This window comes from Polynucleobacter sp. es-EL-1 (assembly GCF_018687975.1).
Classification (GTDB): Bacteria; Pseudomonadota; Gammaproteobacteria; order Burkholderiales; family Burkholderiaceae; genus Polynucleobacter.
Map to the genome: position 1 here is coordinate 1,567,462 of NZ_CP061310.1, position 13,517 is coordinate 1,580,978.

The 13,517-nt window shown below is 46.4% G+C and carries 13 protein-coding genes; 8 read left to right on the forward strand and 5 right to left on the reverse strand.

Annotated elements, in window-relative coordinates:
* Positions 1-36: 36 nt before the first annotated feature.
* Genes FD974_RS08050 through FD974_RS08075 form a run of 6 tightly spaced genes read left to right on the forward strand, consistent with a single transcriptional unit; the run spans position 37 to position 6,925 of the window.
* Positions 37-987: a bifunctional riboflavin kinase/FAD synthetase gene (locus FD974_RS08050; RefSeq protein WP_215364138.1), complete on the forward strand. Its 951-nt coding sequence runs from the start codon at positions 37-39 to the stop codon at positions 985-987.
* Positions 962-3,841, forward strand: a complete 2,880-nt coding sequence (gene ileS / locus FD974_RS08055; RefSeq protein ID WP_371817138.1) for an isoleucine--tRNA ligase — start codon at positions 962-964, stop codon at positions 3,839-3,841. The genes FD974_RS08050 and ileS overlap by 26 nt, the downstream gene beginning before the upstream one ends.
* Before the next feature lie 12 nt (positions 3,842-3,853).
* Entirely contained in the window at positions 3,854-4,348 is a 495-nt protein-coding gene (gene lspA, locus FD974_RS08060) for a signal peptidase II (protein ID WP_215364140.1), read from the forward strand.
* 9 nt (positions 4,349-4,357) lie between these two features.
* The gene (gene coaBC, locus FD974_RS08065) at positions 4,358-5,569 is read left to right on the forward strand and encodes a bifunctional phosphopantothenoylcysteine decarboxylase/phosphopantothenate--cysteine ligase CoaBC (protein ID WP_215364141.1); all 1,212 of its coding nucleotides are present in this window, start codon (positions 4,358-4,360) and stop codon (positions 5,567-5,569) included.
* 50 nt (positions 5,570-5,619) lie between these two features.
* Complete coding sequence (gene dut / locus FD974_RS08070) at positions 5,620-6,069, forward strand: dUTP diphosphatase (protein ID WP_215364142.1); 450 nt, start codon at positions 5,620-5,622, stop codon at positions 6,067-6,069.
* A 4-nt stretch (positions 6,070-6,073) separates the two neighbouring features.
* Positions 6,074-6,925: a M23 family metallopeptidase gene (locus tag FD974_RS08075; RefSeq protein ID WP_215364143.1), complete on the forward strand. Its 852-nt coding sequence runs from the start codon at positions 6,074-6,076 to the stop codon at positions 6,923-6,925.
* 71 nt (positions 6,926-6,996) lie between these two features.
* Here the strand turns inward: FD974_RS08075 and clpA are convergent, their stop codons facing one another.
* Positions 6,997-9,303: an ATP-dependent Clp protease ATP-binding subunit ClpA gene (gene clpA / locus FD974_RS08080; RefSeq protein ID WP_215364144.1), complete on the reverse strand. Its 2,307-nt coding sequence runs from the start codon at positions 9,301-9,303 to the stop codon at positions 6,997-6,999.
* Positions 9,300-9,656: an ATP-dependent Clp protease adapter ClpS gene (clpS, locus tag FD974_RS08085; protein WP_251374574.1), complete on the reverse strand. Its 357-nt coding sequence runs from the start codon at positions 9,654-9,656 to the stop codon at positions 9,300-9,302. The genes clpA and clpS overlap by 4 nt, the downstream gene beginning before the upstream one ends.
* Before the next feature lie 276 nt (positions 9,657-9,932).
* Here clpS and FD974_RS08090 point away from each other — a divergent pair, with 276 nt between their 5' ends.
* Together FD974_RS08090 and FD974_RS08095 are read left to right on the forward strand one after the other, a co-directional pair.
* Positions 9,933-10,136: a cold-shock protein gene (locus FD974_RS08090; protein ID WP_011903586.1), complete on the forward strand. Its 204-nt coding sequence runs from the start codon at positions 9,933-9,935 to the stop codon at positions 10,134-10,136.
* Between the two features lie 124 nt (positions 10,137-10,260).
* Entirely contained in the window at positions 10,261-10,716 is a 456-nt protein-coding gene (locus FD974_RS08095; protein WP_215364145.1) for a DUF192 domain-containing protein, read from the forward strand.
* A gap of 96 nt (positions 10,717-10,812) precedes the next feature.
* Here the strand turns inward: FD974_RS08095 and FD974_RS08100 are convergent, their stop codons facing one another.
* From FD974_RS08100 to argF, 3 genes are all read right to left on the reverse strand, one after another.
* Entirely contained in the window at positions 10,813-11,118 is a 306-nt protein-coding gene (locus FD974_RS08100; protein WP_015421889.1) for a pyrimidine/purine nucleoside phosphorylase, read from the reverse strand.
* Positions 11,119-11,163: 45 nt separating this feature from the next.
* Positions 11,164-12,393, reverse strand: coding sequence for an argininosuccinate synthase (locus FD974_RS08105; protein ID WP_215364146.1), 1,230 nt, complete (start codon positions 12,391-12,393; stop codon positions 11,164-11,166).
* Between the two features lie 61 nt (positions 12,394-12,454).
* Positions 12,455-13,402 carry an ornithine carbamoyltransferase gene (argF, locus tag FD974_RS08110; RefSeq protein ID WP_215366808.1) on the reverse strand — a complete coding sequence of 316 codons (948 nt, stop codon included), beginning with the start codon at positions 13,400-13,402 and terminating at the stop codon, positions 12,455-12,457.
* Positions 13,403-13,517 lie beyond the last annotated feature (115 nt).

Genomic DNA, 13,517 nt, shown 5'->3' on the forward strand with positions numbered 1-13,517 from the left:
GATGGTTACCCCGAAAGCGACCCAAAGAGCAATTTAGTGAACGTATTCCGTGGCCCCACCCAGTTTTCTGCAGGACCAGCTTGTGCCTTAACCATCGGTAACTTCGATGGCGTGCACAGGGGTCATCGCGCCCTGCTCACGCAACTGAAGGATGGCGCCCAAGAGCGTGGCTTGGTTAGCTGTGTGATGACTTTCGAACCACACCCCAAGGAATTCTTTTCCCCAGAGCAAGCACCACCTCGCATTCTGAATTTGCGCGATAAGCTGGCCGCTTTTGCGGACATGGGTATTGATCGCGTTGTGGTGGAACATTTCAACAACGCCTTTGCTCGCCTCACGCCCGATGAATTTGTTTCTCAAATCATTGTTAAGCAACTCAATGCCAAATGGATTTTGATTGGTGATGATTTTTGCTATGGTGCAAAACGTGCCGGTAATTTTGCAAGCCTTAAAGCTGCTGGTGAAAAATATGGTTTTGAAGTTTCTAGTATTCACACTGTCCTTGAGGATGGTGAACGCATTTCGAGCTCGGCATTACGCAATGCCTTAGCTCAAGGTGATATGGAATTGGCGGCTAAATTATTAGGTCGACCCTATGGTATTTCAGGACATGTAATTCATGGTCAAAAATTAGGACGCACTTTGGGCTTTCCTACTTTGAACTTAGCAGTTGCCAATCACCTGCACCACCGCAAACCTGCCTGCTCAGGAATTTTCACAGCGCAGGTATTAGGCTTGAGTGACAAGCCTCTACCAGCGGTAGCAAGTCTAGGCGTTAGACCAACCGTTGAAGATAAAGGTCGTGTTCTTCTTGAAACGCACATCTTTGATTACAACGCAGATGTCTATGGAAAAATTATTACCGTGGAACTCTTAGAAAAAATCCGTGACGAGGCGAAGTACTCTGACCTCGACACCCTTACCAAAGCGATTGCATCTGATGCAGCGCATGCCAGAAATTATTTCCAGAAAAAAGCTTATGTCTGAAAAAGAAAATTCTTATCCCGTTAATCTTCTAGAGACCTCATTCCCGATGCGGGGAGACCTCCCTAAGCGAGAGCCTCAGTGGGTTGCACAATGGCAGAAAAATAAACTCTACGAAAAGATTCGTGCAGCGCATGCTAGTCAACCGAAATTTATTCTGCATGACGGCCCCCCTTATGCAAACGGTGATATTCACATTGGTCATGCGGTAAATAAGATCCTCAAAGACATGATTGTCAAATCACGCTGGTTAATGGGCTATGACGCTGCCTATGTACCTGGCTGGGATTGTCACGGCATGCCAATTGAAATTCAGATTGAAAAAGAATTTGGTAAGAATTTACCAACGGCCGAAGTACAAGCCAAGGCCCGAGCCTATGCCAAGGTGCAAGTCGATAAGCAAAAGAAAGATTTTGAGCGTTTAGGGGTGCTAGGAGACTGGAATAACCCTTATCTCACCATGAACTACCGCAATGAAGCCGATGAAATTCGTGCGCTTGGGAAGATCTGGGAAAAGGGTTATGTATTCCGCGGCCTCAAACCCGTCAACTGGTGTTTTGATTGTGGCTCCGCTCTTGCCGAGGCCGAAGTTGAATACCAAGATAAAACTGATCCAACGATCGATGTGGGTTTTGCATTTAATGATGCGCAGCGCCCGCAACTGGCAAAAGCGTTTGGCATCCCAGAGATTCCAAATAAACCAGGCATGATTGTGATTTGGACGACAACACCTTGGACCATCCCATCTAACCAAGCGCTCAATGTTCACCCAGAACTCACTTATGCTTTAGTCGATATAGGTGACAAATTGCTCATCTTGGCAAAAGATCGAGTAGAGACTTGCTTGGAAGATTACGGTCTTGAAGGCAAGGTTATTGCTACTTGCCTAGGCAGTCAGTTAGCCAACATCTCTTTTTGGCATCCACTAGCACCATTACATGAAGGCTACAAACGTCTTTCACCAATTTACCCAGCAGAGTACGTCACGCTGGATACTGGTACCGGGGTAGTGCACTCTGCACCAGCCTACGGTGAGGAGGACTTTAAATCTTGCAAAGCAAATAAGTTAGCCGATAAAGATATCTTAAATCCAGTCATGGGTAATGGCGTGTATGCATCTTGGCTACCCCTCTTTGCCAATGAATATATCTGGAAAGCCAATCCTAAAATTGTTGAGGCCTTGCGTGAAGCAGGCAGTCTCTTGCGAGATAAAACCTATACCCACTCCTACATGCATTGCTGGCGCCATAAGTCGCCCATCATTTATCGCGCTACCTCTCAGTGGTTTGCGAGCATGGATAAAAAACCATCAGATGGCAAAGCGAGTTTGCGTGAAACTGCTTTAGCAGGCATTGATAGCACTGAGTTTTTTCCTGCCTGGGGAAAGCAGCGATTAAGTAGCATGATTGCTAATCGACCTGACTGGACTTTGTCACGTCAGCGTCAATGGGGTGTACCAATGGCTTTCTTTGTGCACAAGGAAAGCGGTGAACCACATCCTCGTACAGTGGAATTGCTGGAAGAGATTGCCAAGCGCGTTGAAAAAGACGGCATTGAGGCTTGGCAAAAATTGGAAGTTGCTGATCTACTAGGCGAAGAAGCATCTCAATACGAAAAGAATCGGGACACCCTGGATGTGTGGTTTGATTCCGGCACTACGCACTGGCATGTTATTCGCGGCTCACACCGTGATGAGCTCTATCGCCCTGAGGCTGAGAATCCAGATGGCCGATTAGCCGACTTATATCTTGAGGGTTCAGACCAACACCGCGGTTGGTTCCACTCATCTCTGTTGACTGGCGCAATGCTGGATGGCAAGCCGCCCTACAAAGCGCTCTTGACCCATGGCTTTACCGTAGACGGTCAAGGCCGCAAGATGAGTAAATCGGTTGGTAATGTGATTGCTCCTCAACAAGTTGCAGACAAATTGGGTGCAGAGATTATTCGCCTATGGGTTGCCTCTACTGACTACTCTGGCGAGATGACCATCTCTGACGAAATTCTCAAGCGTGTCGTAGAAAGCTATCGTCGTATCCGTAATACATTACGCTTCCTACTTGCCAACTTATCTGACTTTGATCCATCAACGCACAGCATGCCTGCCAGTGAGTGGCTGGAGATTGATCGTTATGCAGTAGCGCTTGCTAATCAATTGCAAAACGAAGTACAAGCACACTACAAGGCATATGAATTCCAACCGGCTGTAGCGCGTATGCTCACTTTCTGCTCAGAAGATTTAGGTGGCTTTTACTTAGATATTCTGAAAGACCGGCTCTATACCAGCGCTCCAGATTCAAAAGAGCGCCGTGCCGCACAAAATGCTTTATTCCATATCACGCGTAATCTCTTGAAGTGGCTCGCCCCATTCCTCTCCTTTACCGCAGAAGAAGCTTGGACATCACTTCCACATGCTGCCAACGCAAAGCTTAGTGAATCTATCTTCATCGAAGAATTTGGCACCTTCCCAGAAATCGAGCACGCAACCGAACTGCTCGCTAAATGGGAGCGCATTCGTGAGATTCGCTCTGAGGTCACTAAGGCGATTGAGGTAGAGCGTGAAGCTGGCAATGTTGGCTCTTCTCTGCAAGCAGAGCTAACTATCAAATTGGGTGATGTGGACTTTGCAATCCTGCACTCTTTAGAAGATGACTTACGATTTGTGACGATTACCTCTAGCGCCAATATTGAATTAAGTACTGCCGGCCTCGAAGTGCTTGTGAGAGGTAGTCAATACAAGAAGTGTGGACGCTGCTGGCATCACACCGCTGATATTGGTGCCAATGCCGAACATCCAGACCTCTGTGGTCGCTGTATTAGCAACTTATTTGGTGATGGTGAACACCGCTTATTTGCCTAAGCGCTTCTTTTTATGACCGCAAAACTCTCTTTTCTTCGGTATTTAGCAATTGCCACTATCACCCTATTGCTAGACCAGTTGAGTAAGTGGTCAGCGCTCAGTAACTTGCAATTAGGGGTACCTGTAGAAGTTTTGCCATTTATGAACTGGTTGCTACTGTTTAACCCTGGAGCTGCATTTTCATTCTTAGCCCAAGGCTCTGGCTGGCAGCGCTGGTTCTTTACTGTCATTGGTCTGTTAGCCTCCATTTACATTATTTGGTTACTTCGCAAAAACCAAGATGACAAAGTATTGTGCTGGGCTCTGAGCCTGATTTTGGGTGGCGCATTAGGCAATGTATTGGATCGAATAATGTACGGCGCTGTAGTCGACTTTATCGATTTGCATTACGCCAACTGGCATTGGCCTGCCTTCAATATTGCCGATAGCGCCATTTGTATTGGTGCTGGCCTCATTATTTGGGGTGAACTGCGCAAGTCATTTGGCAAATCCTCTCAACCCCAGTAAGCTGGCGCCATGCAATCACTTTTAAACAAGAAAATCGTTTTGGGAATTTCCGGCGGTATTGCGGCCTATAAATCTGCTGAGCTAGCACGCCTACTCATACAAGAGGGGGCAAGTGTACAAGTGGTCATGACTCAGGCCGCGCAGCAATTTGTTACACCGGTCACGATGCAGGCTCTTACTGGAAATCCGGTTTACACCAGCCAATGGGATAGCAGCATTGCCAATAATATGGCTCACATTGAGCTCTCGCGAGCTGCTGACGCCATATTAATTGCGCCAGCTAGTGCAGACCTCATGGCCAAACTCTCCTTAGGCCTAGCAGATGATTTGCTAACGACGCTATGCTTGGCAAGAGATTGCCCGCTCTTGATGGCACCCGCAATGAATAAACAAATGTGGGAGCATGATGCCACCCAAAGAAGTGTCAAACGTCTTATCGAAGATAAGGTGTCTTTGCTTGGGCCCGCCAGTGGAATTCAAGCTTGTGGTGAGGTGGGTTACGGCCGTATGCTCGAGCCCGCTGAAATTACCGAACAGTTAATTGCTTTCTTCCAGAAAAAAGTGCTCGCTGGTAAGCGCGTGTTGATTACTGCTGGTCCCACCTTTGAGGCCATCGATCCTGTGCGTGGCATTACCAATCTTAGCTCTGGCAAGATGGGATTTGCGATTGCTCGCGCAGCTCTTGAGGCTGGTGCACAAGTGCATCTCGTAGCGGGGCCTTGCAATCAACACACCCCCTTAGAAGCCAGTGGGAAAATTACTCGCACCAATGTCGTGAGCGCAAAAGAAATGCATGCAGCAACGATGCAATCAACAGACTGCGATATTTTCTTCGCTGTTTCTGCAGTTGCCGATTGGGGCATTGAAAAACCTGCCAAAGAGAAGATTAAGCGCCAAGGCAAACAAGCCCCTAGCCTAGAATTTATTGCTAACCCAGATATTCTGGCGGATGTTGCAAAGATGGTGAAAACAAAAGGTGGCAAGCCGCACCCTTACTGCGTCGGCTTTGCCGCTGAATCCACAGCTCTTCTCAAGCATGCGCAAGAAAAACTCCAGCGCAAAGGGATTCCGATGATTGTGGGCAATATTGGCCCAAATACTTTCGGTAGTGACCTCAATGAATTGCTCATTGTGGAGAAAAATACTAGCAAGAAGATTGCTAAATCTGACAAGCTACAACTTGCTCGCCAACTCATACAGCTTGTTGCCAAAAAAATCTAATTTCATTTCAGCTTCAACCCTATTTATTTTCTTCAGATTTAGGAAATTTCATGCAAGAACTTCAAGTCAAAATTCTCGATGAACGTATGCGCGACCAGTTGCCAAGCTATGGCACACCAGGCAGTGCTGGCTTAGATTTACGCGCTTGCATCGACCAAGCAATTGAAATTGCCCCTGGACAAACGATTCTAGTCCCCACAGGTTTAGCGATCTATGTGGAAGACACGGGCTATGCAGCTTTCATCCTGCCACGCTCCGGCCTCGGACATAAGCATGGCATCGTTCTGGGGAACCTTGTGGGGCTGATTGATTCAGACTACCAAGGTCAACTCATGGTCAGCACTTGGAACCGCGGCTCAACCACATTTAAACTCGAGCCCATGGAGCGTTTAGCCCAATTAGTCGTGATGCCAGTTCAACAAGTTCAGCTCAAAGTGGTTGAAGAGTTCACTGAGAGCAGTCGTGGTGCGGGTGGGTTTGGGAGCACTGGAAGGAGCTAACTTCATGAAGTTGTTTATGGGCCTTTATCGAAACCTCCTCATCTTCGCAGTAGTATTTTTATCCTTCCATTCATCAATCGCTTTAGCTAGCTGCAATGAATGCATAAGCCTTGATGGCTATGTCCAAGAGAGCGAAGTGGATGATGAGATTCGCCATCTAGTGGGTAAATATAAGGGCGGAGCTGGCCCAAAAAATGTTGCCATTCAAAAAGCAAGGGGTGTAATTGAGACTGGCTTAGAGCCTAGCTTCATAGGCGGCGCAAATTGCCCGACCATTGATAGTGAGCAGTGGGCGATTGACTACACAAGCAAACGTCACTCAGAATCTTTACACCGAGGAGTAGATATCCCTCAGCCATTCGGAACACCGATTCTTGCAGTAGCTGACGGAATGGTGGTTGGTAAATTCGCAAATGAAGGTAATAGAAAGGGCATTGAAATCATGCTTCGGCATAGCCCACAACAAACTGGGCTGCCATTTTGGACTTACTCTCAATACACTCATCTACAAGAATTGCCCTCCATGCCAATAGGTACAAACGTCAAATTGGGCGAAGTAATCGGTAAAACAAGCAATACCGGCCTCATGGGTGCTCGAGAACGTCGCCATGCCGTTCACTTTGCAGTTTTATACAGCGAGTCGCCAAAATGGTCTAACGATGGTGTTGTTGTAGCGCCCCAGGATGCCTATTTTATGGATCCAAATGCCTTTTACAAAAATAGGCCGCCGTATGATTCCCCTTCCTTAGAAAAGCTGAGTTCGGATCAAAAAAAGATCCCCGTGCCATACATCAAACTTGATGGCAAAAAAGTTCCGCCAGACACAAAGAGAATTTGGCCATATGCCTGCCAGTAAATAAAAATGCCAACCCTTAGGTTGGCATTTTTATTATCTCAGTGGCTCTAATACGCCACTCACAACACACATCAAATTTCTTCGACCGGCGCTATATCCGCTTTTGGAGTTTTACCCCTTAAGACAGGCGCATCAAACTCCAATTGCACTTTGCCATCAGAATCAATATCGACTGCTACATGACCACCTTGGGCCAATCGACCAAAGAGCAATTCGTCTGCCAAAGCTTTACGGACTGTATCTTGAATAATCCGTTGCATTGGCCTTGCACCCATGAGTGGGTCAAAGCCATGCTTGGCTAGATGTGCGCGTAATGCAGGACTAAATGTCGCATCCACTTTCTTCTCATGCAATTGCTCTTCTAACTGCATTAAGAATTTATCAACGACACGCATGATGATGGTTTCATCCAATGCTTTGAAGGACACAATGGCATCCAAGCGATTGCGGAACTCTGGAGTAAAGAACTTCTTAATGTCCGCCATCTCATCACCAGACTCACGGGCATTGGTAAAGCCAATGGTGGACTTCTGCATCGCTTCAGCACCAGCATTAGTAGTCATGATGATGATCACATTGCGGAAATCAGTCTTGCGTCCATTGTTATCAGTCAGCGTGCCATGATCCATCACCTGCAAGAGGATGTTGAAAATATCCGGATGGGCTTTTTCAATTTCATCTAATAAAAGTACGCAGTGCGGCTTCTTATTCACAGCCTCAGTAAGCAAGCCACCCTGATCAAAGCCTACATATCCAGGAGGCGCACCAATCAAGCGACTGACTGCATGACGTTCCATGTATTCCGACATATCAAAGCGCAAAAGCTCAATACCCAGAATGTAAGCAAGCTGCTTTGCTACTTCAGTCTTACCAACACCAGTTGGTCCAGAGAATAAGAAAGAACCAATTGGCCTATCAATCTTGCCAAGGCCAGCTCGTGTCATCTTAATGGCACTTGCCAAGGCTTCAATCGCAGGGTCTTGACCGAACACCACGCTCTTAATGTCACGGTCTAAAGTTTGCAATTTGCTGCGATCATCCACCGTCACGGATTGGGGCGGTATGCGCGCGATCTTCGCCACGATCTCTTCGATCTCTGGACGACCAATCGTTTTCTTCTGCTTAGACTTAGGCAAAATGCGTTGAGCTGCCCCAGCCTCATCAATCACGTCAATTGCCTTATCTGGCAAATGGCGATCATTAATGTAGCGAGAAGACAATTCTGCAGCTGCTACTAATGCAGCAGCAGCGTATTTGACGCTGTGGTGCTCTTCAAAACGGGACTTAAGACCACGCAGAATTTGCACAGTTTGATCTACGGTGGGTTCGACTACATCCACCTTCTGGAAGCGACGTGAGAGAGCTGCATCCTTCTCAAAAATACCGCGGTACTCAGTAAAGGTAGTTGCGCCAATACACTTCAATTGACCGTTTGATAAAGCAGGCTTTAATAAATTGCTCGCATCTAGAGTGCCGCCCGAAGCCGCACCTGCACCAATCAGAGTATGAATCTCATCGATAAATAAAATACCATGCGCGCTTTCTTTTAAAGACTTGAGAACACTCTTCAAACGTTGCTCAAAATCACCGCGGTATTTAGTGCCCGCTAATAGAGCACCCATGTCTAATGAATAGACCGTGGCATCAGCCAAAATTTCAGGAACGTCACCCTTCACAATGCGCCATGCAAGACCTTCCGCAATCGCTGTTTTACCAACACCGGCCTCACCGACCAATAAAGGATTATTTTTGCGACGACGGCATAGCACCTGAATCACGCGCTCGACTTCACTCTCACGCCCAATCAGCGGATCAATCTTGCCTTGCTTTGCCATCACATTGAGATTTTGAGTGTATTGCTCTAATGGGCTTTCCTTACCGCCAGAGCCAGTCTCTTCTGCTTCTTGAGACGACTCAGCCGGCTTCACAGGCTCGGTCTGGTCTTTGCGAACACCATGGCTAATAAAGTTCACTACGTCTAAACGCGTAACACCTTGCTGTTGCAAGAAATACACTGCGTGAGAATCTTTTTCACCAAAGATGGCGACGAGTACATTTGCGCCTGTCACTTCCTTCTTGCCATTCGATGTAGATTGCACATGCATGATGGCGCGCTGAATGACGCGTTGAAAGCCCAAAGTTGGCTGGGTATCGACCTCATCATTGCCGGGCACAACGGGTGTGTTGTCATTGATAAAGTTTTTCAGCTGCGAACGCAACTCAGCAATATTGACGGCGCAGGCTTTTAATACCTCCACCGAAGTAGCGTTATCTAACAGAGCGGCAAGCAGATGCTCGACCGTAATAAATTCGTGTCGTGAGGCTCTCGCGTCAACAAACGCCATGTGCAAACTGACTTCTAATTCCTGGGCAATCATGCTTCCTCCATAGTGCACTGTAGTGGGTGACCCGCTTCGCGGGAGAGCTCGATAACTTGATGCACTTTAGTTGCTGCAACGTCTCTGGTAAAAATACCACAGACGCCTTTACCAACTAAATGTACCTGCAACATGATGCGTGTAGCTGTCTCGTGATCTTTATTAAAATATTCTTGAATAACCATCACCACAAATTCCATTGGCGTGTAATCGTCATTCAATAGTAAAACTTTATACATCGAAGGCGCTTTTACTTTCTCGGCCTGCTTTTCGAGAAGAATAGTATCTTCAATGTAAGGGTTATTTGGGTTACCAACCGTCGGATTTTTTGTTGTACGACTCATGAGAAACATTCTAAACACAGATAGCAAAATGCGGATTTAAGGGTCTTGTTGCAAAAAAACCATCAAGAAAGCTCCATTTAGACCATATTGGGGCATTTTTCTCTAAAAAAAGGGGGGCTTATCGATAACTATCTATGTCCAACCCCTTGACACCCCACCATAAAGGGCAAACAATCAGGGGGTAGGCTTTATTTAAAGTCCTATTTAGGCGTGTTGTAGAGCGAGACTGATTAAAAAGTATTCACCCTCATCACGGTTGTTTTAAGTTTATGTAATGGAGTTCGCATGGCGACCGGAATTGTTAAGTGGTTCAATGATGCAAAAGGTTTTGGCTTTATCAAACCTGATGATGGTGAAGAAGAGTTGTTCGCGCATTTCAGCGCGATCACAATGCCTGGGTTCAAAACCCTTAAGGAAAACCAAAAGGTAACGTTTGACATTACCCAAGGCCCTAAAGGCAAGCAAGCTACTAATATCCAAGCAGCTTAATCTGCTTTAGATCATTACTAAAACCCAGGACTAGTTCCTGGGTTTTTTTTTCGCCTGAATTTTCTTTCCCTGCTTGTACCCTGACTTAGAATTACCTTCACATCAACGAATGACTTAGAACACCATGCTCCAATCCAAAATCAATCAATTTTTTGCCCTGCTGATCACAGCTTGCGGTATCTTTTCCACTGTCGCATTTGCGCAAGTCAACACTGGTCTTCCAACGATTGAGCTCAAGACTGGAATCTATCGCATTCAGGCGGAGTTAGCAGACACCCCTAAGGCGCGTGAGATTGGACTCATGAACCGCACTAGCATGCCTACCAACTCAGGCATGCTGTTTATCTTTGAGCAAAAAGCTGGGCATTGCTTCTGGATGAGTAACACCAAGATCCCTCTCTCTATTGCCTTTATTGCAGACGATGGCAAGATTGTGAACATTGAAGAGATGCAGGCTCAGACTACCAATAACCACTGCCCTCAAGCTCCAGTGCGTTATGCCTTAGAGATGAATAAGCAATGGTTCTCTGAACGGGTAATCGTACCGGGTATGGTCGTTCAAGGGCTACCCAAGAAGTAATTTGTATTTTCTAGCGCTTGGTAATAAAAAACGCAGACCGAGATCTGCGTTTTTATTTGGGCTCAAGAGAAATTATCTGCTTGATTCTTAATTCACTTACTCAAAGTGGCAAACATAGTGCACAGGAGACTCGGCGCGGATAATGAAATAACCACCTTTTTCCACTTCCCAGCTTTGACCAGCTTTGAATTCGACTTCTGGAGCGCCATTGATACTGACAAATGCGTTGCCGTCGACTACTTCCATGATTTCTTTAGTGCTCAGGTCAAAACGCAAGGTGCTCGGCAATACAACACCAACAGACTTGCGCACGCCATTGGGCAGAGTCACGGTATGGGATACACATTTACCATCAAAAAATACATTGGCTTTCTTACCTACAGAAACTTGATCAAATTGCATCTTTATTCTTTCTAATCTAAATTACTAGTTTGTTATTTAACTGAATTATTTAGCACGCTTACGTCTTGCAGTTTCAGCAATCCGCATGCGCAAAGCATTGAGCTTGATGAAGCCACCAGCGTCAGCTTGGTTATACGCACCACCGTCATCGTCAAATGTAGCAATCGTCTGATCAAACAAGGTATTTGCGGAGTCACGTGAAATCACGGACACAGAACCTTTGTAGAGCTTTAGGCGCACTACACCATTGACCATCTGCTGAGTGTGATCAATCAACGTCTGCAACGCGATACGCTCTGGCGCCCACCATAAACCGTTGTAGATCAAGCTGGCGTAACGTGGCATCAAATCATCTTTGAGGTGAGCTACTTCACGATCCAGAGTAATACTCTCAATACCGCGGTGTGCTTTCAACAAAATAGTGCCACCAGGGGTTTCATAACAACCACGGCTCTTCATGCCTACAAAGCGGTTCTCAACTAAGTCGAGACGACCAATACCATGCATGCCGCCGATACGATTGAGCTCGGCCAACAACTCATGTGGCTTATATGCCTTGCCATTGATTGCTACTGGATCTCCGGCACGGAATTCAATTTCAATGATTTCTGGGGTATCTGGAGCCTTCTCAGGAGAGACCGTCCAGCGCCACATAGATTCTTCTGCTTCAGCATTAGGATTCTCGAGATGACGACCTTCGTAACTAATATGCAATAAGTTGGCATCCATAGAATAAGGTGAGCCACCCTGCTTGTGCTTCATCTCGACTGGAATGCCATGCTTTTCTGCATAAGCCATCAATTTTTCACGAGAGAGGAGATCCCACTCACGCCAAGGAGCAATGACTTTGATTCCTGGCTCAAGTGCGTAGTAACCAAGCTCAAAACGAACTTGATCATTACCTTTTCCGGTAGCGCCATGCGATACAGAATCGGCGCCTGTTTGGCGAGCAATTTCAATTTGACGCTTAGCGATCAAAGGTCGTGCGATGGAGGTGCCTAAAAGATATTCACCTTCGTAAATCGTATTGGCACGAAACATCGGAAATACAAAGTCACGCACAAACTCTTCGCGCAAGTCATCGATAAAAATATTTTCTGGCTTGATACCAAACTGCAGCGCTTTGGCTCGTGCTGGCTCAAGCTCCTCACCCTGACCCAAATCGGCAGTGAAAGTAACAATCTCGCATTGATAAGTATCTTGAAGCCATTTCAAGATCACGCTTGTATCAAGACCACCGGAATACGCTAAAACTACTTTTTTAATATCAGACATGATTTCTTTTCAATTAAAAATGAACTAATAACCAATAAAAACAAATTGCTTTAAAAAAAAATTAATCCAAACGGCCGCAGAGTAAATACTCCATCAAAGCCTTTTGTACATGCAGACGATTTTCAGCTTCTTCCCAAACAATACTTTGAGGGCCATCAATCACCTCTGCAGAAACCTCTTCACCTCGATGGGCAGGCAAGCAGTGCATAAATAAAGCATCTGGTTTTGCCAAAGACATCAATTCTTCATCCACCATCCAGTCTTTGAAGGCGCTCATACGGGAAGTATTCTCATCCTCATAACCCATGCTAGTCCAGACATCGGTTGTCACCAAGTCAGCATCTCTGCAGGCATCTTTTGGATCAGCACAAACAGTAAGGTGTTGCTTTGCTTTAGCGGTCAATCTAGATTCATCAAGCTGGTAGCCGCCTGGCGCAGAGAAGCGAATTTGAAAATCCAAACACTCGGCAGCCTGTATCCAGGTATAGGCCATATTATTGGCATCACCGACCCAAGCAACCGTTTTACCCTGAATCGGACCACGCGCCTCTACAAAAGTAAAAATATCCGCTAAAACTTGGCAGGGGTGATATTCATTGGTTAAGCCATTAATCACTGGCACGCGTGAGTTTGCAGCGAAGCGCTCAATGATCTCTTGGCCAAAGGTACGGATCATGATGATGTCGGTCATGCGTGAAATCACCTGCGCAGCGTCCTCTACAGGCTCACCACGGCCCAATTGGGTATCACGGGTGTTGAGATATACAGCATGGCCACCAAGCTGATGGATGCCCGCCTCAAAGGAGAGGCGCGTTCTTGTAGAGTGCTTCTCAAAAATCATCGCTAAGGTGCGGTCGTGCAATGGATGCCAAGTTTCGTAACTCTTAAACTTAGTCTTGAGCCAAGCAGAGCGCTGAAGAAGGTAATCGTATTCCTCGCGAGTGAGGTCAGCAAACTGCAGGTAATGCTTCACCTGGCCAGGCACTTGAGGCTTTGCCAAAGATGTCATCGTTGAGCTTTCTACTGAAGTTTTAGCTTGCATTTTTTGTTTGGGCTTTGAACTGCACGAAAATAGTTCCTAAAGTCATCTTAAGGCCATCTCAGACTGTTAAGCTAGAGGGCTA

What these genes read in the sequence shown, in the direction of transcription:
- lspA (WP_215364140.1), top strand. Translation starts at nt 3,854, where the DNA reads ATGACCGCAAAACTCTCTTTTCTTCGGTATTTAGCAATTGCCACTATC.
- coaBC (WP_215364141.1), top strand. Translation starts at nt 4,358, where the DNA reads ATGCAATCACTTTTAAACAAGAAAATCGTTTTGGGAATTTCCGGCGGT.
- dut (WP_215364142.1), top strand. Translation starts at nt 5,620, where the DNA reads ATGCAAGAACTTCAAGTCAAAATTCTCGATGAACGTATGCGCGACCAG.
- FD974_RS08075 (WP_215364143.1), top strand. Translation starts at nt 6,074, where the DNA reads ATGAAGTTGTTTATGGGCCTTTATCGAAACCTCCTCATCTTCGCAGTA.
- clpA (WP_215364144.1), bottom strand. Translation starts at nt 9,303, where the DNA reads ATGATTGCCCAGGAATTAGAAGTCAGTTTGCACATGGCGTTTGTTGAC.
- clpS (WP_251374574.1), bottom strand. Translation starts at nt 9,656, where the DNA reads ATGTTTCTCATGAGTCGTACAACAAAAAATCCGACGGTTGGTAACCCA.
- FD974_RS08090 (WP_011903586.1), top strand. Translation starts at nt 9,933, where the DNA reads ATGGCGACCGGAATTGTTAAGTGGTTCAATGATGCAAAAGGTTTTGGC.
- FD974_RS08095 (WP_215364145.1), top strand. Translation starts at nt 10,261, where the DNA reads ATGCTCCAATCCAAAATCAATCAATTTTTTGCCCTGCTGATCACAGCT.
- FD974_RS08100 (WP_015421889.1), bottom strand. Translation starts at nt 11,118, where the DNA reads ATGCAATTTGATCAAGTTTCTGTAGGTAAGAAAGCCAATGTATTTTTT.
- FD974_RS08105 (WP_215364146.1), bottom strand. Translation starts at nt 12,393, where the DNA reads ATGTCTGATATTAAAAAAGTAGTTTTAGCGTATTCCGGTGGTCTTGAT.
- argF (WP_215366808.1), bottom strand. Translation starts at nt 13,402, where the DNA reads ATGACATCTTTGGCAAAGCCTCAAGTGCCTGGCCAGGTGAAGCATTAC.